Genomic DNA, 23,180 nt, shown 5'->3' on the forward strand with positions numbered 1-23,180 from the left:
ACCCCAGTGAATACGCGGCTTGCAGACAGATCGCCTCATATTCACCATAACTTACGACAATCATTTTTACCGAACTACTTCATTTACCTGATTAATTGTTCCGCTTTTGGCAAAATTTGTGCGCCGGATCGCGCTGTCAGATCATAATTGTAAATATCTGTACGATACTGGGTGCGTCCGTCCGCGCCTACAAACGCCGTCAGATAGTAAAGATTGACCGGAATATTGTGGCGAATATTGACGTAACGCGTATCCCCCTGCTTCAGGGCATCTGATATCCGCGCATCGTTCCAGCCTGCATCCTGCAACAGCATATTCGCCAGCTCGGAGGCCTTGTTCACCCGAACACAGCCCGAGCTGAGCGCGCGTGCATCTTTCTGGAACAGATTATGGTTCGGGGTATCATGCAGGTAGATAGCGTCCGAACTTGGCATATTGAATTTGTAACGTCCCAGCGAGTTATGGGCGCCCGGTGCCTGCTGGAAACGGAACGGCAGGTTCGATGGCGTAATCGTTGACCAGTCGACCATCCAGGGATCAATCGCTTCTTTGCTGTTCCAGCCCCGCATCACCGTATAGTTATGTCGCTCCAGATAACCCGGGTCATTCCATACCTTAGGCAGGATATCTTTGCGCGCCAGCGTCGGCGGCACGTTCCACGGCGGGTTAACCACCACGTTATTCAGCGCGCTGCTCATCATTGGCGTTTTACGGTCAGGTCGGCCGACAATCACGCGGGACGCCAGCACTTCGCTACCGTCCTGATAGTAGACCAGGGAGTACGCCGGAATGTTGACCATAATGCCGGTGGATAACGTGCCCGGCAGCAAGCGCAAGCGCTGGATATTCAACGCCAGCACCCCTGCCCGCTGGGCCGGAGAGACGTTCAGCCAGTCGCGAGTAGATGGACCAATCACGCCGTCAGCGCCAAGCCCCTGCCCAGCCTGGAACTGCTTCACTGCGGCGACCAGCTCGCGATCGTAAGCGGCGGGCTTATTGCTCAACGCAACGGCCGTTTTCTCTTTTACCGGCGCCGACGGGCTGACGACCGCATTTTGCGTCTCGTCACCGGGCAGCGCAATTTTAGGGCCGCTGTCGAGAATGCCGGAGCGTTTCATAATTTCGCGGATCGCAGGCACATCGCTGCTCCACTGCCCCGGACGCAGCGTTGTGGTGCCACGCAGCTGAGGCCACGGGCGGGAATCCGCAACCAGCTCAAGAAGCGACTGATGCATCGTGGCATATTGCGGATGGGCAGGCGCAAGGCTTGCGATAAAGCGCGGCAGTTCGCCGTTATCCAGCGACAGCTGCCACTGATTAATGACGGACAGCGCAGGCGTCGCCAGCTTGTACGGTTTACTGCTGTATAACCAGCGGTTGCCGTTCACCGAAATCCCCGCCACAAACTGTAAGTAGCCCATCATGGCATCAGACAGCACCACGTCACGCGCCTGTCCGGTAACGGCAGGGTCGGTCAGGAGCTCAACCCAGGTCGTGAACTGCGGCTGAAAACCTGCAATCGCCACTTCAGCCAGTTGCTGCTGGAAGGCACGTACCGCCTCGCGATTTTCCCACATCGGTTTCATATCGCGCGCAGCGTAAAGCAGCGTGAGCTGGTTAATATAAGCGGGAGTATAGCCCGAGGGCAGGCCGGTCATAAGCTGCTGGCGTAATGATTCAGTATCGATGCCTTCCGGCAGCGGTTTAATGCCGGCCATGATGGCCGTCGCCGGAGACTGATCCAGCGGTTGTGACAGCGACGTCGGCTGCGCGCCCATCGTCGCGGAGCTGTCAGTCGGTACAATTTCAGGCTCATCGGCCTGAGCGGTAAACAGTGGAGCAAACATCACTGTCAGGCACAAACTCAGCGCAGACAGCTGACGACCACGATTTTTCTTAAGCAACATCCCTTGCCCCCTGTTTTTCACGACATGCCCATTATTCTGGAGCTTTCCTTCAGTATAGAAAGGCATACTCGCTGCTGCCTTACCTTATGTAAAGAAGTTTAAAGATAACGCAGCCCTGAACACAAGTTAAGTGAATAAAAAAAGCGGCGCATGAGCGCCGCTATTTGTCGCACCCCGGGTTAAGAGGCGTCAGCCGTGCCCGGTAATGACTCCGGTGGCTGCGGGGCGAAACCACGCAGGCCCACGACGTGTACGTGTTCACTGTTCTGAAACACCTTACGCACCAGCTTATAGGTTGTCCCTTTTTCCGGACTGATGTTTTCCGGCGCCGCGATGATGAGCTGCATATCGAGTCGCTCGCAAAGCTCAAACAGCGTGGCGATGGAGCGGGCGTCGAGACGCGCGGCTTCATCGAGGAACAGCAGACGGCATGGCGAGATGTCTTTGCCGCGCAGACGACGCGCTTCATCTTCCCAGCTCTGCACCACCATCACCAGAATCGACATACCGGTACCGATGGCTTCACCGGTAGAGAGCGCACCGGATTCCGCGCGCAGCCAGCCGTCTGAGCCACGGTTAACCTCAACTTCCATTTCCAGATAGTTGCGGTAGTCCAGCAGCTCCTCGCCGATGGTTTGCGGCGTACGCTGGCCCATGTCAATCTGCGGATTCAGACGCTGATATAGCTTCGCCAGCGCTTCGGAGAAGGTCAGGCGGTTACTGTTGAACAGATCCTGATGCTGTTCGTGCTGTTCAGACAACACGTCCAGCAGCGTGGAGTGCGCCTCACGCACGTTCACGTTCAGCCGCACGCTGTTGACCTGGCCAAACGACACGCTTTGCAGGCCCTGGTTCAGCTGACGGATACGGTTCTGCTCGCGCTGAATGGTTTTACGAATAATATTCGCCACGCTGCGGGAGCTGATTGCCAGCTTCTGCTCGCGGGAGGTCAGCTCCTCCGTCAGTCGGCCCAGCTCGATCTCCATCTGTTCGATCGCTTCCACCGGATCGTCGGTACGGATGATGTCCTGACGAATACGCTCGCGTAAGTGCTGATAAACCGCCACGAAGAACTGAATTTTGCGCTCAGGACGCTTCGGATCTTCGGACATACGCAGCACGTCGCGCAGGTGTTCGTTATCCGCCACCGCCAGACGCAGCGCCCCCAGCGCCTTATCCGACATAGAGCGCAGTTCATCGGCTGACAGGTACGCCAGCTCGCGACGATGCAGACGACGCTCCACGTTGTTATCTTTCACCATGCGCATCACCGCGCACCACCCCGCCTTCGCGGTCACAACCTGTTCACGCATCTCATGATAGTCACGCTCCAGCTTGCGCAGGCGTCGCGTCAGGTTGTCCATCTCTGCTTCACAGAAGGTCAGCGCTTTTTCCAGCTGATTACGACGCGCGCGGTTGTTACTGAGCTGAGCATGCAGCTCATCGCGGCGAATACGCGCCCGCTCTTCTGCACCGCTGTCGGCGCGCACGCCGATGTCCTGCAACTCTTTATGCAGATCGTTTAACAGCTCTTTCTTGGTGTCGAAGGAGCTTTTCAGCGAGGCCATGACCTGGCTGTACTGGCTCAGCTGTGCGGCGTGAGTACGCATCGCTTCACGGGCGCGCGTACGCTCTGCTTCGGCCTGCTCAAGACGCTCGCGCAGCTTTTCATTAAGATCACTGTTCCCGCTCAGCATTTCTGCTGAATCGGAGTAGCCGAAGTGTGCGCGACGTTGCACCACTTCCGTCAGGGCAAACGCCTGCTGACGCGCTTCGCGCTGCACCTGCTGTGACCAGGCGTAATCTTCTTTTAACTGCTCAAACTGTTCCGGGTCGCTCTGGAGAACGGAAACCATCGGCTCCAGTTTTGCCAGCTGATTGCCGTGCTGCTGCACAAAGCGCGCCGCTTCCTGCGCTTCGTCCAGACGTTCCTGAATTTCGTCCACGCGGTCGGCGAGCGTATCGTCCGCCAGCAGGTTCAGGCGCGGCAGGATGCGGTTAAGGGCCGCAACGCCCTCTTTCGCCTGCTCGAACTGCACGCGGCTTTGCTGGTTGTCATTTTCATGGCTGGCAAGCGCACGCTCCAGCTCACCACGGCGGGTGTTGAGCTTGCGGATTTCAGCTTCCGGATCGGGCTCAAAGGCAACGCCCAGGTGGCTGCCGATAAAGCGGCTGAACGCCTGATGCAGACGCTGCGTTTTTTGAACATCAAACGACAGGGTTGCAAAACGTTCAGAAAGCGTTTCGCGCTCAGCGTGCAGGCTTTCAATACGGTTTTCACGCGCGGCGCGGCCAAACAGCGGCAGTTCCGGGAAGCGCGAATAGCGCCACTGGCGATCGGCGATTTTCACCACCACCGCTTTTTCCAGCTCGTCGACGCTGAATACGCTGTCATCAAACGACTGCGGATCCCCTTCGATGAGGTAGAGATCTTCCGGGCAGTCTTCCAGCCCTGCAAGCTGGTCCGAAATCAGCGACAGATCCGGCACCACAATCGCGTTACGGGATGGACCGTACAGCGCGGAGAAGTACGGCGCATCGTCCAGGCCGACATCGTCGTAAATTTCAGACAGCAGCACGCCGCCGAAACGCTCGGCTAAGGCATTCAGGCGCGGATCTTCTGAGCCGCCAGGCTGGCTTAAACGCTCGATCTCTTCATCGACGTCACGCTTGCGCGCACCCACTTCGTCACGCTCAACAATCGCTTCACGCTCGCGCTCCAGCAGCTGTTGCATGTACTCGGTGACGTCCTGGCTGGAGGCAAACTCCTGGCCACACTGTTCGCTGAGCTGGTTCAGGCTGCTTTGTGCAGCCAGCCAGATCGGCGCACGCTGTAAGAGCGTCTTCGAACGCGACTGAAGCTGTTCCAGCTCCTGACGCAGCGTCATGCGCTGTTCGCTGGCGTTCGATACGGTATCCGACAGGGCCGCAATACGCGCTTCCAGCTCCTGGTGCAGGGCCTCAAGCTCGTCGAAATCGTAATTTTTACCCTGACGCTTGCAGAATTCCGCCAGCAGACGCTCGGCTTCCTGCTGTTCACGCAGACGCTGTTCCAGCTCGTTCAGGCGCATGCGCAGCGGCTGCACCTGTTCGGCCAGATGGCGTTGATTGACGCCGTCGCGCAGCAGCTCACGGGCAACGTCCCACGCTTCGTTACGCGCCAGCGGACCGTTGATCGCCACCACCAGCTGGTACGCCTGCTCAAACTGGCTATGCGCCGTTTGCGCCACGCTCATTTTCTGATCGAGAGAAAGCAGTTTCTCAGTGGCTTCCTGCTCTTTGGCCTGGAAGGTATCCAGCCATTCGTCAGCGCTTTCCGGGGTCAGGTCCGGCAGATGGCACAGCTCTTTGGCACGCTGCAACGCCTGCAACGCCTGGTTGTACTGAATCGCACGCGTCTGCTGCACGTCCAGCGCCTGCTGGTAATCAGCAAGCTGGCTTTTCAGTTCATCCACTTCCAGCTCGGCGGCTTCCGCGCGGGCTTCGTTCTCTTCCTGCAATTCGGCAGCTTCGGCCACCACTTCATTTTGCTCTTCAAGACGAATTTGCAGCTCATCCAGATCGGCTTCATAGCGCTCGATTTTTTCCTGCTGACGCAGCGCGGTCTGCACCAGGTTCAGGTGATCGCTGGCCGCCTGGTAATCGGCTTCCAGATCCCCTTCCGCACCGTTGTGCTCGCCCAGTTCGCGCGCCATTTCGACATGCTTATACTGCTCAGCCACCAGCTGTTTGCGGGAGGTAAACAGCTCGCGGCGATACTCCAGCGCCTGGTCGAGATGAATACGGCGCTCGTTGGCGTGGCGCATATAGTCCGCCGCCACGTAGTTGGTGGCTTCGCTGATCAGGTGCTTAAACAGGTCGCGGTCAGACTGTGTGACGCGAATCGCTTCCAGCGTCATGCGGTTTTCACGCAGCGCGGCTTCCATATCCTGGAAGGCCTTACGCACGCCGCTGTTTTCCGGCAGCAGGTAGTCGCGCAGGGAGCGAGTAATGGCGCTGGAGATACCGCCGTACAGGGAGGCTTCAATCAGACGGTAGTATTTACTACGATCTGACGCGCTGCGCAGACGACGGGCTACCACGCCGAGATCGAACATCAGAGAGTGATAGTCGGTAATGGAGTTAAACTGCTTAAACTGCACGCCTTCGATAGCTTCCAGCTTGTCTTTCAGCTCCTGGAGCGTGAGGACGCGCGCCTGACGTTCATTCAGGGTTTCCGTCAGCAGCGCGGTCGGCTGTACGGAGGTTGGTAGTCCCTGGATCGCAAACGGTTTGATATCTACTTTACGGTCGCGGCCAGCAACCTGTTGCAGACGCACGCCTACAACCACGCGCTGATGGCGGGAGTTGATCACGTCCAGCACTGAATAACAGACGCCCGCTTTCAGCTTACCGTGCAGACCTTTATCACGAGAGCCGCTCGTGGCGCCCGCTTCAGTGGTGTTACGGAAGTGCAGCAGGGTCAGGTCAGGGATCAGCGCCGTCACGAAGGCCGCCATGGTGGTGGATTTACCCGCCCCGTTACCGCCGGAGAGCGTTGTCACCAGCTCATCCAGATCGAATGTTCGGGCAAAGAAGCCGTTCCAGTTGATCAGCGTTAGTGAGCGAAATTTACCGCGTTCAATCATTACTCTTCCTCCCCGCTATCCGGCTGATTCTCTTCGTGCTCGTCATTGAGCTGCAAATGGTTTTCCACCGGCATCGCTTCACCGTCACGGATCATGCGCAGCTGCGCTTCACGCGCATCGTCACCCGCACGCACGTCGGCGCCAAAACGGAAGACCGATTCGGTAATACGGAACTTGCTGCTGTCGTGACCCATGAACCAGACCATTCCCAGACGGCGCAGACGGTTCAGGGAAGAGCGAACTTTTTCCTGTAATTTCTGACGGTCCAGATCGGACCCCGTTGAGCGGTTATTCACCAGCTTGAGCAGCTTGCTTTCATCCGCCAGCGACAGCAGCTCATCGTAAAGCTCCTGCTGGGTGAAGATCCCTTCATTCGCCAGACGTTCCGGGCTGAGATAGAGGTAGCAGAGAATTTTGCCGACCATCATATCCAGTTCGGAAAGCACCGAGCGCGGAATAAGCGTGGTAGAGCGCGGACGCAGGTAGAAAAAACCTTCCGGCGCGCGGATCAGCTCAACGTTATAGCGAGCGTAAAACTCTTCCAGGTACTCCTGAAAGTCCATCAAAAAGGCGTGATTATCCAGCTCGTCAAGGCCAATGTGACGACCGGCACGCAGCTGGCTATCCAGCGCCGGAAACAACGGATTCGCCAGCGCCTGTGCCAGCTTAACTGGCATCACGTGTTCAATATTTGTCAATGACATGCGCCTGTACCTTGGCTCCGTAATCGTTAATCGGCTGCCACTTCGGCGGCAGTCCGGTGAAATCGGCTTGTGCGATGCCCAGGCGCACCGCCTGGTCTACAACAATGCGGGCAACATCGAAGTGGCGCGCGCGCGGATACTGCGCCAGATAGTCGCGTACCACGAGGCCAAGATCCAGCGGTGCTTGTCTGGTTTTGTAGACAGCGAGCTGTTCTTCGATCATCGCCGCAAGCTGCTCGCGAATTTCGTTAAATTCTTCGTATTCCAGATCCGGTGGCAGTTCACCGGTGACCTCTTCATCACGCAGCGCCATCTCTTCGTCGCGCATATCCAGCAGACGATCGGCGTTGGCGTAGGTCAGCGCCCACGGCGCATCGAAGTAGGTCTGTACCGACTGGCGCAGACGTTGAGCAAAGACGCGATTCTTATCCATATCGATGGCGGTACGGATAAATTTATGCACGTGGCGGTCGTAACCGATCCACAGGTCGATCGACTGCTGGCCCCAGCTGATAATGCGGTCAAGCTTGCTCTGCAAATCAAACACCAGACGGTCGATAAAATGCAGATCGTCGTGCGCCATCGTCGCGTCCTGAATGCGTAGCAGATTGGCCTGTAGCTTATCTCCCGCCGCCTCCAGCGTATCCTGCAACTCACGCAGCGTACCCGACGTTTCTGACAGCAAGAGTTCACAGCTGGAGATGGCCGCACGCCAGTCTTTATTAAGCAGTTGAGCGATATCGTCTTTCACCTGCTGCTGCTGTTCGTCCATCAGACGTTGAGTCAGATCGATACTGTCGAAAATCTCGGCGACCGAATATTTCAGCGGCGCGTAAACGTTGCGATGCCAGTGGAATTCGTCACCGTTTTCATCAGCCGCGTCGGCGGCACGCTTCAGCTCACCTGCAACAATAGAGAGCTGCATGGAGAGACGCAGCGTGGAAAATTCGCGCTGGCGGATGTAATAGTCGGTAATGCCAATGCCCAGTGGCGTAAGACGATAGATGGCGTTTCCTTCCGCCTGCTCGCTGGTAAAGCGGTTCAGCAGACGTTGACGCACCATATCATTGATTGCGTTGTTGGCACGCACGCTAATGGTTTCGCTGGTTTGCTCAAACGCATCACTGACGTGGCGGAACGCATCCACCAGTTCGCCTTCACTCATTTCGCCATCCAGGCGTTCGCCGTTTAGCGTCGCAACCGCCAGCAGGAATGAGAGTCTGTCTACCGGCAGCGAGATGGAGAAATCGTTTTTCCTGGCCCAGGCAACCAGTTCGGGGACTGTCTGGGAAAATTCACTCATAGATTATCCTTGCATCTGCGGCTTGCGCGCGGTGACGTGTATATAGCGGCCAAGGCTCAGATAAGGCTCCTGGCGGCAGTACCGCGTCTCTATTTCTGTTAAGGCGTCTAAACAGTCATCCTGTTTTTGTTTATCACGCAGATAATCATGAAACACCCTCACGCCGGTTTTGCCGGTAATTTCCCAACCGATCTCCTCCAGCCAGCCATAGACCTGCTGCGGTTCACGGGGGAAATCCGGTGAAAGCGTGCGTCGTTTCTTTTTATACATGCCCTGCTGTACATAGCCAAAATTGCCGACCAGCACGTTTCGCATTAGCAGGCCGTTGGCATTGTAAAACATCAGCGATAACGCACCGCCCGGGCGCAACATCGACCACAGCGTTTTTAACATCGCTTGTGGTTCGGCGATCCATTCGAGCACAGCATGAAACAATATCAGATCAACCTGCGTTTCCAAATGCTGCGGAATGTCCTGAGCGGCGCAATGTATAAAATGCATGTTGTCGCTCACACCTTTCTCTTCTGCCGCTCGCCCTGCACGCGCAACCATCTCGGCAGAAAGATCGCAAAGCGTGACGTGATGTCCCCGCTGCGCCATCAGAATTGCAGTCTGACCTTCCCCACCGCCGGCATCCAGCACGCGCAACGGTCGGTCACCGAATTCAGCCAGCAGCTTGTCCAGATCCTGCCAGAGGATCGTCTGACGAAGCTGACCTTTGGTGGTGCCATAAATGTTGCGCGAAAACTTTTCCGCGATGTCATCAAAATTGCGATCCCGCATTGGGAGGGTTCCACTCACTGCAAAACCGCTATTTTGTCACACCCGCGCGGAGAATGAACCACTCTGGTGTAATATCACCGACAATCGCCTGCTGTATGGTTAAAAAAGGAACCAAAAAGGATGCTTTTTACCCTAAAAAAATATATCGGAGGCATGATGCTTCCCCTTCCCCTGCTGTTGCTTCTCATCGCGCTGGGGCTGGCATTGATATGGTTTAGCCGCTTTCAGAAAAGCGGTAAATCCCTCGTTACCGTGGGCTGGCTGGCGCTGCTGTTACTCAGCCTGCAACCGGTCGCTGACGGTTTATTACGTCCGATTGAAAACACCTACCCGACATGGCAGGGAAATCAGAAGGTGGGCTATATCGTCGTGCTGGGCGGCGGGTATACCTGGGATCCGAACTGGGCGCCCAGCTCGAACCTGATCAACAACAGCCTGCCGCGCCTGAACGAGGGGATCCGCCTGTGGCTGGCCAATCCTGGATCGAAGATGATCTTCACGGGCGCTGCGGCAAAAACCAACCCGGTCAGTACCGCTGAAGCAGGAGCAAGAGTGGCTGAATCGCTTGGCGTACCGCGTTCCGCCATCATCACGCTGGATAGCCCAAAAGATACCGAAGAAGAGGCGGCGGCGGTGAAACAGGCCATCGGTGATGTACCGTTCCTGCTGGTGACCTCTGCTTCACACCTGCCGCGCGCAATGATTTTCTTTGAGAAGCAGGGCCTGCATCCGCTTCCTGCTCCGGCAAACCAGATGGCTATTGACGCCCCGCTCAATCCGTGGGAACGGATAATCCCGTCCCCGGTATGGCTGATGCACAGCGATCGCGTCGGCTACGAGACGCTTGGCCGCCTCTGGCAGTGGCTCAAAGGTTCGTCAGGCAAGCCAGGGCAGGAGTGATTTTGCGGCCAGATCGAAACTGGCGCGATTAAAGCGCCCGGTGTTGACCAGCTGCGCCACCTCATCCCAGAGAAGATAGAGCCAGCGTCGCCAGAGAAAGGCCTCCGCAACGGGGGCGCGCTGAAGATAGTGCCAGAGCAAATCTTCCGCCGCCCCGCCCTCGCTCAGCCTGAACAGTTCGTACTCGCGCGGCGCCCAGAGCATGATCCCCGGCCCGACCATCGCCAGCAGCTGGTCGCTGCGCGAGTCTTTAAGCATACTGCGCAGCGTGAAATTGCCGTGAACCAGCACGCAGTTGTCGTTAAAGCCCTCAAACAGCGTCGGCAGACACTCCCGGGTGCGGAATAAAATACGTTTGTCCTGCATCGTTAAACCGGTGTTGTTGAACTGGTTCAGCGTGCCCCACAGCACTTCAACACGCTGGCGATACCACAGCGGCCACAGGTTTTCCTGCGTGCTGTCCACCGCGCCAACAAGACCCCGGCTGTCCTGCCGATGCCAGGCAAGCAGAGCCTCGACAATCTGATCTTTCAGCTGTTCCCAGCGCTCCGGTGTACGCGTCGGGGCTTCAACAGAAACCCCGCGTAAACGCTCGATAAGCAGAACATCCGGGCCGGGATGCTCCTCATGGGTCATCACGCCGTAGACCGTCGGCATGCGGACAGTCCCTTCCCGCGCCAGCATCGACATTTTCCAGGCCAGCTGTCTGGCGACGCCCGGCGAGGTAAAACTTCTGGCCATCAGCGGCATGGGGTTTCCCTGACTGTCGTACAACGACCAGAGTGCGGTGTCGGCCTTTTCATTCACGCATTCCACCCGGCTTAGCTTTTCGCCAAGGAGATGGCTGAGTTCAGCACGCAGCTGTTCCATATGAGATTACCCCCATTAAGACTACTGCTTTTATAATGAGCGCGCGAAACCCGGATGTCACCCGGTAGAGATCAATAATGAAAAAGAAAAGGAAAATAGCCAGGCGGGAGAGCATCCCCCCAGACGAGGGGATGCCAGCGAATTAACGCATTTCGACGCGTACGCGCTCGAGATCTTCAGGGGTATCCACGCCGGTGCCTGGGATTTCCTGGGCAACCGCAACGTGAATTTTCTCGCCGTACCACAGCACGCGAAGCTGTTCGAGCATTTCAATATGCTCCAGCGGGCTTGGTGCCCAGACGACGTAGCGACGAATAAAGCCGGCGCGGTAGCCGTAAATACCGATGTGGCGCAGGAAGGTTTCGCCGATTGTCTCTTTCGATTGCGCGAAACGATCGCGATCCCACGGAATGGTGGCGCGGGAGAAATAGAGCGCGTAGCCCTCTGCGTCCATGACCACTTTCACCGCATTCGGATTGAACGCCTCTTCAGCGTGGTGAATCGGCACCGCGAGGGTCGCCATCCCGACCTGACGCTGAGCCAGGTTGTCGGCCACCTGACGGATAATCGCCGCCGGGATCATCGGCTCATCGCCCTGCACGTTCACAATCACCGTCTCGTCGCTGAAACCGCATTTTTCGACGACTTCCGCCAGGCGCTCGGTGCCTGACTGATGATCGGCACGGGTCATGCACACTTCCCCACCCGCGGCCTCAACCGCGCGCGCAACATCCGGGTGATCGGTGGCGACGATGACGCGTCCGGCGCCCGATTCGCGTGCCCGTTCAAGGACATGCACAATCATCGGTTTGCCATTGATATCCACCAGCGGTTTACCTGGCAGGCGCGTTGAAGCATAACGCGCAGGGATAATGACAACAAAACTCATGGTTTGATCTCTTCTGCCACCAGGGAACGGGCTTCATTTTCCAGCAGGACCGGAATACCGTCACGCAGCGGGAACGCCAGGCTGTCCAGTTTGCAAATCAGCTCTTGTTTATCCTGGCTGTAATACAGTTTGCCGTTGCACACCGGGCAGGCAATAATTTCAAGTAAACGGTGATCCATAGTTCCTCCGTATGGGTAATCGCTAAAGCTTATCACATTCCCTTTTCAGGGAGTGCCTGTTTCCCAGCCACCTCGACAGGTCGTAAACAGCCCCGCAGGCACGCGACCGAGTACAATTTCATGCGCCCCCTGCCAGCGGGCAAATTCACTGAGCGCAGTCGTTAACCCTTTTTCCAGGCCAGCCGTCACCTTTATGCCCTCTTCAAGCCAGAGCGCGATAATTTCAAGCATGCCGGTTTTACGGTGCATTTTAGCGTCCATGCGCCCGACTAGCTGGCCTTTGTGCAGCAGCGGCAAAACAAAATAACCATACTGCCGCCTGGGCGCCGGAGTGTAGCATTCCAGACGGTAGCTGAAATTAAACAACTGCCCGGCCCGCTTTCTGTCCCAGACAACGGGGTCGAACGGCGACAGCACGGCACTGTGGGTCGCCTGGAGTTTGCCCTCCTGCGCCTGCGCCAGCAGAGGGAACAAATCCGCATGCAACCACATTTCACCTAACGACTCTACCGAGACCGGCATGACGCGCTGTTCGCGCTGCCACGATTCCAGCAGTGGTTTTAGCTGCGGCTGACGCAGACGATAATAATCCGCCAGCCACTGTGGACGGAAGATGCCAAGGCTGCGGGCGCTATTCCCGAGCATGATGGCTTCGGCAGCGTCCTGAGACAGCAGGTCACGCGTATCGTCCCAGTGAGGCATAACGCGGTGTGTGAGGTCATAGACGCGCTGAAAGTTGCGACGCTCGACCACCATCACTTTGCCCGACGTAAACAGCCCTTCAAGATGGCGTTTGTGCGGTTTCCACTCCCACCATCCGCTTGCGCCTTTTCGCGGGTGTTCAAAATCCGCGGAGCGTACCGGCCCGTTTTCCTGAATATGGGCAATCAGTTGCTCTATTTCATCCGCGTGTTCCACCATCCACTCCTGACGGTATTTCCAGCCCATTTTGTCCGGGGCGAGCATGCGGTGACGCACCAGTGCAAAATCGCTGCGCGGGAGAAAACAGGCTTCGTGCGCCCAGTATTCCATCAGTTCGCCCTGACTTAGCGCATTATCCAGCCACTGCGGAGGATAGTTTCCCAGGCGGCTAAACAGGACCAGATACGGGCTACGCGCCACGATGTTAATGGTGTCGATTTGCAGCAACGACATGCGTTGCACGGTAGAGAGGATATCCGCTGGCTGCGCGCGGCGACGGGGCTTTTTCAGAAGCCCCTGGGCGGCAAGATGCAAGTTTCGTGCGGCTGCAAGTGAGAGTTGCGGTAGAGACATGCGTTTTCCTGTCAGTCAAAGCGCCACCGGAACCGCGTAGAAGTTACTGCACTAACGCGAGCAGTTCCTTGAGCAAATGTTCCGGCTGTTCGCCGCTGAGTTCAGCGTCAACCGGCAGATACCACCAGTTTTCTTTCGCAAAGGCCCGGCATTTTACCGCGTCTTTTTCCGTCATGATCAGCGTCTGTCCCGGCGTTGCCAGCCTTTCAACCTCTTCGGCAACTAACGCCTGGTGATCGGCGAGCGGCACCCGTTTATCAAGCTTTGCGCCGCACTGCTCCAGCGTTGCGAAGAAACGCGGCGGATGACCTATACCGGCCATCGCAACCAGATGTTCCAGTTGCGCGACGTCTTTACGCACGCCGGTCAACATATTCACGGCCTGTCCGGGACGAAGATGCATCGGGATTTCGCCCGCTCTGGCTTCACCACCGTTTACAATCACAGCATCGACGCTCTTCAGGCGCGACGCACGCTCACGCATTGGACCGGCTGGCAGCCACCAGCCGTTGCCAAAACGCCGCACGCCGTCAATGACCACGATCTCTTTGTCACGCGCCAGCGCGTAATGCTGCAAACCATCATCGGTAATAACGATTTGTACGTCATGCTCCGCAAGCAGTGCCTTTACGGCATCACTGCGCACCGGCGATACCGCAACCGGCGCGCCTGTACGCTGGTAAATCAGTACCGGCTCATCGCCGGCTTCAGCGGTTGTCGTAGCTGGGCTCAGCACCAGTGGATACTGCGCCGCTTTACCACCGTAACCGCGTGAGACAACTCCCGGGCGGATACCGCGCCTCTGGAGCTGTTCTACCAGCCAGATCACCACCGGGGTTTTGCCGTTTCCACCCGCCGTCAGGTTGCCGACCACCACCACCGGTACCGGTGCGCGCCAGGCGCGCTTGATCCCGAGGCGATAAAGCAGACGAATAGCACCGCTCACCAGGCCATACAGCCAGGAGAGCGGGAGAAGCAGCACCCACAGAGGGGATTCCCCCGACCAGATGCGTGCAATCATTGACCGAACTGCATTTTATGAAGCTGCGCGTAAACACCACGCTGTTCCAGCAGGTCCGCATGGCTGCCGCGTTCAACGATCACGCCATCTTCCACCACCACGATTTCGTCAGCCTGTTCGATGGTCGACAGACGGTGCGCAATAACCAGCGAGGTACGGTTTTTCTGTAATTCATCCAGAGCCGACTGGATAGCGCGTTCAGATTCCGTATCCAGTGCGGACGTTGCTTCATCGAGGATCAGAATCGGGCTGTTGCGCAGCAGCGCACGGGCAATCGCGATACGCTGACGCTGACCACCTGAGAGCAGCACCCCGTTTTCGCCAATGATCGTATCCAGACCGTTATCCATTTTGTTAATGAAGTCCATCGCATAGGCCATACGCGCCGCATTCTCAATCTCTTCACGGCTGTACTCTTCGGTACGGGCATACGCAATGTTGTTCGCCACTGTATCGTTGAACAGATGCACGTTCTGCGAGACCAGCGCGACCTGGTTACGCAGCGACTGGAGGGTATATTCCCGCAGGTCGTGACCATCAAGCAGGATCTCGCCCTGGTCGATATCGTAGAAACGGGTAATCAGGCTGGCAATGGTCGACTTGCCCGAACCGGAACGACCGACCAGCGCAACGGTTTTACCCGCCGGGATGGACAGGCTGATATCACGCAGCGCCGGCACTTCGCGGCCTGGATAGGTAAAGGTGACGTTACGGAATTCCAGGTCGCCTTTAGCGCGCTCGATCACGCGTGTACCTTCATCTTTTTCCTGTTCGGAATCGAGGATGCTGAACAGCGTCTGACAGGCTGCCATCCCGCGCTGGAACTGGGCGTTGACGTTAGTCAGCGATTTCAGCGGACGCATCAGCGCAATCATGGATGAGAACACCACCGTAATGGTACCCGCAGTCAGGGTTTCCATGACGCTCGGGAAACTGGCGGCATACAGGACGAAGGCCAGGGCCAGAGAGGCAATCAGCTGAATGATCGGATCGGAAATCGACGAGGCCGATACCATTTTCATTCCTTGCAGGCGCATTCTGTTGCTGACCTTGTCAAAGCGTTTGGTTTCGACTTCCTGACCGCCGAAAATCAACACTTCCTTATGGCCTTTCAGCATCTGCTCGGCGCTGGTAGTCACCTGCCCCATCGTATTCTGCATATTTTTACTGATGTTGCGAAAACGCTTTGATACCACGCGGATCGCGATGGAGACAATCGGCGCCAGCACAATAAGGATCAGCGACAGTTGCCAGCTGTAATAGAACATCATCGCGAACAGGCCGATGATGGATGCGCCTTCACGCACAACGGTAATCAGTGCGCTGGAAGAGGACGACGCCACCTGCTCTGAATCGTAGGTAATACGCGACAGCAGGGTGCCGGTTGACTGTTTGTCAAAGAATGAGACCGGCATCCCCATCATATGACTGAATAATCGACGGCGCATGGTCATCACCACTTTACCGGATACCCAGGAGATGCAGTAGCTGGATACATAGCTGGAGATTCCGCGTAAGATCATCAGCCCAATAACCACCAGCGGCATCCATAGCAGCACTGAACGATCCGTTTTACCGAAACCGTCATCCAGTAACGGTTTGAGAAGCGATAACATAAACGTATCGCTGGCTGCGTTGAGGATTAACGCTACGCCCGCCACGATCAAGCCTGTTTTGAAAGGAGCAATCATCGGCCAGAGCCGGCGGAACGTTTGCCACGTGGAGAGATCTTTGTCGTTATGCATTCAAAAAACCAGCATTTGTTGAAATAGCCGCATATTCTACCCGTTATCTACGGGCGCGCCAAACCACTGATGATACCAACGCGGTAAATAGTGTTCGCGTAAGCGACGAATTTGCCGACTATGGTGCGAAAAGGTCACAGATATCTGCCCGGAATGCGGGGTATCAAGCCAGAGATATCCCTCCGTTCGATAGCGCCGGACCACTTTAATAGAAGGGAAACGCCACGCGTTATAGCGAGCCATCGAGGCCAACGAAACCTGCCCCTCTACGCGCTGTAGCAACGGTGTTGAAGATGACGTGTTACTTCCATGATGCGGCACCTGGATCAGTGTAGACGCAAGCTGACGCCAGCGATGGCTTAGCATTGCCAGTTCTGCCTGCGCTTCAATGTCTCCGGTCAGTAACACGCTCTGTTCGCCGTCATCGATTTTTACCACACAGGAGCGGTTGTTACCTTTCGCCGAGGTGTTTTCGGGTGGCCAGTGCACGGAGAACGTTAAACCCTGCCACTGCCATCGCTGTCCTCGAAAGCACGGAAGATGTCCGGACCAGGATAAGGGGCTCCTGATCCACATTGCGGGCCAGGCAGCTTTTAGCGATGCCAGTCCCCCCGCGTGGTCGAGATGTTCATGGCTCAGGATCGCCCCTTCCGGTTTCAGATGATGCCAGCGTAGCCAGGGGATAATCAGCTGCTGCGCACTGTCCCCACCGGGCCATGCCAGCCCGGTGTCATACAGAATGGCCTTCCCGTGACGCTCAATGACCATCGCCATCCCCTGCCCTACATCCAGCATATGCAGGGACCAGCTGTCTGTTTTAACCCTGTGCCAGAGGGGAAAGGCCAGCACCACGCTGCCTGCCAGACAGACTGCGGGTGCTGCGCTGAAGGCCCTGAATCGCCAGCCAATGACCAGCAGCCACGGCAGTAACGTCAGGTATTGCCAGCGTTCATCAACGTCCTGCCAGCCATTCGGTAAACGCATCAATAGCCAGAAAAGCCCTGCCAGAGATTTATCAGTAGCCAGCCAGACAATACTTTCCAGCGCAGCGACCGGAAACAGATGCAGAAACATGCCGAGCAGGATCAGCGGAACTGAGATAAACGTGACCAGAGGAACGGCAAACAGGTTCGCCACCAGCGAGGAGAGGCTGAAACCATGGAAAATCAGGACCTGAAGCGGCAACAGAAGCAGCAGCATTCCAACCTGCAAATACACTAGCGTCGCCAGCGGCCGCAGGCACCGGCCACGTTGCCAGTGCGGGAGAGGCAACCACTGATACCAAAAAATAAGCGCGGCGACCGCAAACGCTGACAACGCCAGGCTTTGTGACAGTACCGCCAGTGGGTCGAAAATCAGGATCGCCGCCACGCAGGTAAGCCATACCTGCCAGGGCGACCACTGGCGACCACTCATTTTTAATGCAGCCAGTACCACAAGCGCGATAACCGTGCGCAGCGCGGGCGGCTGCAAGCCCGTTAGCCATGCGTAAAACGCGGCAAAAATCAGCCCTGCCAGCAAGGGGATTTGCCAGATAATCCAGCGGCCCGGCAGGAAGAACTGAATGCCCCGCGCCAGAAACCAGATGACAGAAGCGGCCAGCGCAATATGTAATCCCGAGATTGCCATCAGATGCATCGTTCCGGTATCACGCATCAGGATTTTTATCTCCCGCGAGACCGACAGCCGCTCTCCCATCCCCAGCCCCAGGATCACGGATCCCCACTGATATGCTGAAAGAGTATTCTGTAGTGATGTCAGGTATTGCGCACGCAGACTACAGCCTTCGTCAACGAGCGCCGCATGGGTAAACCGTCCACTCAGCGTCTGGTGTCGGGCAAAGGCATTTTTCTGTGAATCATAGCCGCCATCGTTGAGTTCTCCGTGTACCGCCCTGAACCGCAGGGTCATTGCCCAGCGTTGACCCACGCAGACGTTTTGCGGCAGATAGTTGCCATACAGCGCCACGCCCATGGCAGCCCACACGCGTTCTCCATTGAGGCTGACAATCCTTCCCTGATGCATCGTTGCGCCGTCCGTTGCGGTAATGACCACCTCGGCCTGCTGCGGTGCTTGCGTTAAATAGTTCATCGGCCACACGCTTTCCTGAGCGGCCAGGATCCCCCAGCACATAAAAAGCAATGCGAGTCCTGAAAACCTGAGCCATTTTCTCTGCTGTACGGATAACGCAATTCCTGCGGCAATCAGCAACCAGACAAGATGCAAATCTGGCAAAACGGGTAACCAATAGAGCGGGATTATGGCCAGAATGGCGCACATACTGATAACGTGGATCCCCATCTTCACCTCCATGTTTCAGGCGATTATGCGGCGGGACTGATGCATCGTCAGACAGAAAAAACGTGATTTACAGCGGGCGCTGCAACCTTTTTAAGCGTTTACAGCAAGTAGAAAATTTAAATGCGGCGCGTATTCAGAAATGCAGGGGCGGGATACAAAAAAAGCACCCTAAGGTGCTTTCTTTAAACTCAGTTTAACCCTGATGATTAAACTCAGTTACCGTAAATATTGGCGCGATCGCGCAGTTCTTTACCCGGCTTAAAGTGCGGAACATACTTTCCTTCCAGCTCCACTTTATCGCCAGTCTTCGGGTTACGCCCGGTACGTGGTGCACGATAGTGCAGAGAAAAACTACCGAAACCGCGGATTTCAATGCGCTCGCCCTGGGCAAGAGTGGTAGCCATATGCTCCAGCATCTCTTTAACGGCATCTTCCACAGCCTTGGCAGGGATATGCGGTTGCTGACTGGCAAGTCTTTCAATCAATTCTGACTTGGTCATGATTCCTCCGGTTCCTTTCAAACCCATTAGCTGAACAGCTTATTAAACAAGGGCGGCCGTAGCCGCCCTTTGTTATTGATTACAGGACGAATCCTGCAATCTGTCAAGTCTGCTCTCCATCCTTCGCGCTGTAAATGCGTTACAGCTCAAATGATGGTGCGAACCTGAACTTACTCGCCTTTAGCTGCTTTGAAAGCTTCAGCCATTGCGTTGTTAGAGAAGTTTGCATCTTCCTGTTTGTTCACAGTTGCGATTGCATCTTTCTCATCAGCTTCGTCTTTAGCACGAACAGACAGGCTGATTGCACGGTTCTTACGGTCAACACCGGTGAACTTAGCTTCAACGTCGTCACCAACGCTCAGAACCAGAGTTGCATCTTCAACGCGGTCACGTGAAGCTTCGGAAGCGCGCAGGTAACCTTCAACGCCGTCAGCCAGTTCTACGGTTGCGCCTTTAGCGTCAACAGCAGTCACTTTACCGTTTACGATTGCGCCTTTCTTGTTCAGTGCAACCCAGTTGTTGAACGGATCTTCTGCGAGCTGTTTAACGCCCAGGGAGATACGCTCACGCTCTGCGTCAACTTGCAGAACAACTGCTGCGATTTCGTCGCCTTTTTTGTATTCACGAACTGCTTCTTCGCCTGCAACGTTCCAGGAGATGTCAGACAGGTGAACCAGGCCATCGATGCCGCCGTCCAGGCCGATGAAGATACCGAAGTCAGTGATAGACTTGATTTTACCTTCAACACGGTCGCCCTTGTTGTGGGTTTCCGCGAACTGCTGCCATGGGTTGTTTTTGCACTGCTTCAGGCCCAGGGAGATACGACGACGTTCTTCGTCGATATCCAGAACCATCACTTCCACTACATCACCAACGTTAACAACTTTGGATGGGTGGATGTTTTTGTTGGTCCAGTCCATTTCGGAAACGTGCACCAGACCTTCAACGCCTTCTTCGATTTCAACGAAGCAGCCGTAGTCAGTCAGGTTGGTAACGCGACCAGTCAGTTTAGTACCTTCTGGGTAACGCTTAGCGATAGCTACCCATGGATCTTCGCCCAGCTGTTTCAGGCCGAGGGATACACGAGTACGCTCGCGGTCGAACTTCAGCACTTTAACAGTGATTTCGTCGCCCACGTTCACGATTTCGCTTGGGTGCTTAACGCGTTTCCACGCCATGTCGGTGATGTGCAGCAGGCCATCAACGCCGCCCAGGTCAACGAATGCGCCGTAGTCAGTGAGGTTCTTAACGATACCTTTGACTTCCATGCCTTCCTGCAGGTTTTCCAGCAGCTGATCGCGTTCTGCGCTGTTTTCGGATTCGATAACGGCACGACGGGAAACAACAACGTTGTTACGCTTCTGGTCCAGCTTGATTACTTTGAACTCAAGCTCTTTGCCTTCGAGGTGCAGGGTGTCACGGACTGGACGAACGTCTACCAGAGAACCTGGCAGGAACGCACGAATACCATTCAGCTCAACAGTGAAGCCACCTTTAACTTTGCCGTTGATAACACCGACCACAGTTTCAGCTTCTTCGTAAGCTTTTTCCAGCGTGATCCATGCTTCGTGACGTTTAGCTTTCTCACGAGACAGCAGGGTTTCGCCGAAGCCGTCTTCTACTGCGTCCAGAGCAACGTCAACTTCGTCACCAACCTGGATTTCCAGCTCGCCCTGGGCGTTTTTGAACTGCTCAGCCGGGATGGCAGACTCAGATTTCAGACCGGCGTCAACCAGTACAACGTCTTTGTCGATAGCAACAACAACGCCACGAACGATGGAACCCGGACGGGTTTCGATTTCTTTTAAGGATTCTTCAAACAGTTGAGCAAAAGATTCAGTCATGTTTAATCTTCAGGTTAATATTAACGTCCACCTGGCTCCGTGCCGGATGGGGTTGTTTCACATACCCGCCGTCAATCCATTGCAGCGGGGGTACTGCTAAATCGGTCGCGATTACGCGAGTGCCAGTTTTTGGCGCGCATATTGTAGCGCTTTTTCAATCACTTGCTCAATAGTTAAACTGGTTGAATCCAGCACTAATGCGTCTTGCGCGGGAACAAGTGGTGCGACGGCGCGGTTACGATCGCGGTCATCGCGCTCTTTTATCTCGGATAAAAGGCGATCAAAGTTAACACTAAACCCCTTTTCCTGCAACTGAAGCATGCGGCGTTGAGCACGTTCTTCTGAAGAGGCGTCAAGGAAAATTTTCACTGGCGCATCGGGGAATACCACGGTTCCCATGTCGCGGCCGTCGGCGATCAGCCCCGGCGCTTCACGGAAACCGCGCTGGCGACGTAACAGCGCTTCACGAACGCGTGGGAAAGCCGCCACCTGAGAGGCCGCATTGGCCACTTCTTGCGTACGGATTTCACCGCTGACATCTTCCCCTTCCAGGATCACTTCAAGGTTGCCATCGGTCGAGACAAAGCGCACATCCAGATGCGCAGCCAGCGGTACCAGCGCTTCTTCAGACGCAACATCCACATGATGATGCAGCGCAGCCAGCGCCAGCACGCGATAGATTGCTCCCGAATCTAAAAGATGCCATTGCAATGCTTCCGCCATCGCTTTGCACAGAGTACCTTTCCCTGCGCCACTTGGCCCATCAATGGTGATTACCGGGGCAATTGCCGTCATCTTTTTCTCCTTAATTAAGGCATACCGTTTACATGAACGCCGCGCATTATACGCGCCAACGTGCGCAACTGTTACCTTTGCGTGCAAATTACGGAATGATTGAAGCAGAGTGTAGAAGAAATGAAAGAGGATGAGTGTCAGAAAGCGTAAGGAAATGCCGCATCAGGTGATGCGGCATACGATCATCAGGCCAGGGTGCTAATGCGCGCCAGCTGTTCGAAGTAGTCCGGGAACGTTTTTGCCGTACACTTCGGATCAAGGATAGTGACTGGCGTATCTGACAACGCCACCAGCGAGAAACACATCGCCATGCGGTGATCGTTGTAGGTACCAATTTCTGCAAATTGCAGTTTTGCCGGCGGCGTGACGCGAATGTAGTCTTCGCCCTCTTCTACCTCGGCCCCCACTTTACGCAGCTCGGTTGCCATCGCGAACAGGCGGTCCGTCTCTTTCACACGCCAGTTGTAAATGTTTCGCAGCGTGGTGGTGCCTTTCGCAAACAGCGCAGCGGTGGCAATGGTCATCGCCGCATCCGGAATATGGTTCATATCCATATCGATGGCGTTCAGCTCACCGTGGGTGCAGGAGATGAAGTCATCGCCCCAGGTCACCACCGCGCCCATTTTTTCCAGCACGTCAGCAAAACGGATATCGCCCTGCACGCTGTTGCGGCCAATGCCCGTCACTTTAACCGTACCGCCTTTAATCGCGCCTGCGGCAAGGAAATAGGAGGCGGATGAAGCATCGCCTTCAACCAGGTAGTGGCCCGGCGACTGGTACTGCTGCCCACCGCGAACCACGAAACGCTGATAAGACTGGTTTTCCACCTCAACACCAAAGGTGTTCATCAGGTGCAGGGTGATATCAATGTACGGCTTAGAAACCAGGTCGCCTTTAATGCTGATGACGGTGTCCTGTGGTGCCAGCGGTGCGGTCATCAGCAGCGCGGTCAGGAACTGGCTGGAAACGCTACCGTCAACCTCAACATTGCCGCCAGTGAATCCCCCGCGCAGACGCAGGGGCGGGTAATTTTCCTGCTCAAGATAATCAATCTGCGCGCCGCCCTGACGCAGGGCATCCACCAGATGGCCGATCGGACGCTCTTTCATTCGCGGCTCACCGGTCAGCACAATATCGTTACTCCCCAGACACAGCGCAGCGGCCAGAGGACGCATCGCGGTACCGGCGTTACCCAGGAAAAGCTTCAGCGCTTCAGCAGAATGTAACGCGCCGCCGTTACCGGTGACTTCACAACGGGTACGATCGTCAGACAGCGCGTACTGAACGCCCAACGCTTTCAGTGCATTGAGCATATGGCGCACGTCATCGCTGTCCAGCAGATTAGTGAGGACGGTGGTGCCGTTTGCCAGAGCTGCCAGCAGCAGAGCGCGGTTCGAGACACTTTTTGAACCAGGCAGATTAATGGTGCCATCTACCCGCGCGATAGGTTGTAACGTCAGGGATTCCATGAAACTCAACTCTCAACTCAACATAATAAAAACCCCGCAGGAACGCTGCGGGGGTGAAAAACAGCCA

17 protein-coding genes are annotated in these 23,180 nt (G+C 56.0%); 1 reads left to right on the forward strand and 16 read right to left on the reverse strand.

The window, feature by feature from the left end; all coding sequences use genetic code 11:
• Window positions 1-83: 83 nt before the first annotated feature.
• The 5 genes from ldtD to cmoM form a co-directional block, all read right to left on the reverse strand.
• Window positions 84-1,907 (reverse strand): L,D-transpeptidase, encoded by a 1,824-nt coding sequence (gene ldtD / locus SK54_RS15850; RefSeq protein WP_017693692.1) that lies wholly within the window; start codon window positions 1,905-1,907, stop codon window positions 84-86.
• Window positions 1,908-2,086: 179 nt separating this feature from the next.
• On the reverse strand, window positions 2,087-6,535 hold the full coding sequence (mukB, locus tag SK54_RS15855; protein WP_017693693.1) for a chromosome partition protein MukB: 4,449 nt from the start codon (window positions 6,533-6,535) through the stop codon (window positions 2,087-2,089).
• On the reverse strand, window positions 6,535-7,239 hold the full coding sequence (gene mukE, locus SK54_RS15860; RefSeq protein WP_017384823.1) for a chromosome partition protein MukE: 705 nt from the start codon (window positions 7,237-7,239) through the stop codon (window positions 6,535-6,537). The genes mukB and mukE overlap by 1 nt, the downstream gene beginning before the upstream one ends.
• The gene (gene mukF, locus SK54_RS15865; protein WP_015570962.1) at window positions 7,220-8,542 is read right to left on the reverse strand and encodes a chromosome partition protein MukF; all 1,323 of its coding nucleotides are present in this window, start codon (window positions 8,540-8,542) and stop codon (window positions 7,220-7,222) included. The genes mukE and mukF overlap by 20 nt, the downstream gene beginning before the upstream one ends.
• 3 nt (window positions 8,543-8,545) lie before the next feature.
• Window positions 8,546-9,325, reverse strand: coding sequence for a tRNA uridine 5-oxyacetic acid(34) methyltransferase CmoM (gene cmoM, locus SK54_RS15870; protein ID WP_003858212.1), 780 nt, complete (start codon window positions 9,323-9,325; stop codon window positions 8,546-8,548).
• A gap of 120 nt (window positions 9,326-9,445) precedes the next feature.
• Between cmoM and elyC the strand changes: the two genes are divergently transcribed.
• Window positions 9,446-10,225: an envelope biogenesis factor ElyC gene (gene elyC, locus SK54_RS15875; protein WP_015570963.1), complete on the forward strand. Its 780-nt coding sequence runs from the start codon at window positions 9,446-9,448 to the stop codon at window positions 10,223-10,225.
• Here the strand turns inward: elyC and SK54_RS15880 are convergent.
• The 11 genes from SK54_RS15880 to aroA all read right to left on the reverse strand — a co-directional run bounded on the left by SK54_RS15880 (window position 10,202) and on the right by aroA (window position 23,113).
• Window positions 10,202-11,095, reverse strand: a complete 894-nt coding sequence (locus tag SK54_RS15880) for a YcbJ family phosphotransferase (RefSeq protein ID WP_003858216.1) — start codon at window positions 11,093-11,095, stop codon at window positions 10,202-10,204. The two genes, elyC and SK54_RS15880, sit on opposite strands and share 24 nt — an antisense overlap.
• Window positions 11,096-11,237: 142 nt before the next feature.
• Complete coding sequence (gene kdsB / locus SK54_RS15885; RefSeq protein WP_017693695.1) at window positions 11,238-11,984, reverse strand: 3-deoxy-manno-octulosonate cytidylyltransferase; 747 nt, start codon at window positions 11,982-11,984, stop codon at window positions 11,238-11,240.
• Entirely contained in the window at window positions 11,981-12,163 is a 183-nt protein-coding gene (gene ycaR / locus SK54_RS15890; RefSeq protein WP_003858220.1) for a protein YcaR, read from the reverse strand. The genes kdsB and ycaR overlap by 4 nt, the downstream gene beginning before the upstream one ends.
• Before the next feature lie 45 nt (window positions 12,164-12,208).
• The gene (locus tag SK54_RS15895) at window positions 12,209-13,438 is read right to left on the reverse strand and encodes a winged helix-turn-helix domain-containing protein (RefSeq protein WP_032671220.1); all 1,230 of its coding nucleotides are present in this window, start codon (window positions 13,436-13,438) and stop codon (window positions 12,209-12,211) included.
• A gap of 43 nt (window positions 13,439-13,481) precedes the next feature.
• The gene (lpxK, locus tag SK54_RS15900) at window positions 13,482-14,459 is read right to left on the reverse strand and encodes a tetraacyldisaccharide 4'-kinase (protein ID WP_017693696.1); all 978 of its coding nucleotides are present in this window, start codon (window positions 14,457-14,459) and stop codon (window positions 13,482-13,484) included.
• Complete coding sequence (msbA, locus tag SK54_RS15905) at window positions 14,456-16,204, reverse strand: lipid A ABC transporter ATP-binding protein/permease MsbA (protein ID WP_017693697.1); 1,749 nt, start codon at window positions 16,202-16,204, stop codon at window positions 14,456-14,458. Before msbA ends, lpxK begins: the two co-directional genes overlap by 4 nt.
• Before the next feature lie 36 nt (window positions 16,205-16,240).
• The gene (locus SK54_RS15910) at window positions 16,241-18,505 is read right to left on the reverse strand and encodes a ComEC family protein (protein WP_045338015.1); all 2,265 of its coding nucleotides are present in this window, start codon (window positions 18,503-18,505) and stop codon (window positions 16,241-16,243) included.
• A gap of 212 nt (window positions 18,506-18,717) precedes the next feature.
• A complete protein-coding gene (gene ihfB / locus SK54_RS15915) occupies window positions 18,718-19,005 on the reverse strand; it encodes an integration host factor subunit beta (protein ID WP_003858233.1) in 288 nt (95 codons plus the stop codon).
• Between the two features lie 170 nt (window positions 19,006-19,175).
• Window positions 19,176-20,849 (reverse strand): 30S ribosomal protein S1, encoded by a 1,674-nt coding sequence (rpsA, locus tag SK54_RS15920; protein WP_003858235.1) that lies wholly within the window; start codon window positions 20,847-20,849, stop codon window positions 19,176-19,178.
• Between the two features lie 111 nt (window positions 20,850-20,960).
• Window positions 20,961-21,644, reverse strand: coding sequence for a (d)CMP kinase (cmk, locus tag SK54_RS15925; RefSeq protein WP_015570968.1), 684 nt, complete (start codon window positions 21,642-21,644; stop codon window positions 20,961-20,963).
• 185 nt (window positions 21,645-21,829) lie between these two features.
• Window positions 21,830-23,113, reverse strand: coding sequence for a 3-phosphoshikimate 1-carboxyvinyltransferase (aroA, locus tag SK54_RS15930; RefSeq protein WP_017693699.1), 1,284 nt, complete (start codon window positions 23,111-23,113; stop codon window positions 21,830-21,832).
• Window positions 23,114-23,180: the final 67 nt, after the last annotated feature.

The sequence above is a fragment of the Enterobacter sp. MGH120 genome (genome assembly GCF_001037725.1).
GTDB lineage: Bacteria > Pseudomonadota > Gammaproteobacteria > Enterobacterales > Enterobacteriaceae > Enterobacter > Enterobacter hormaechei_C.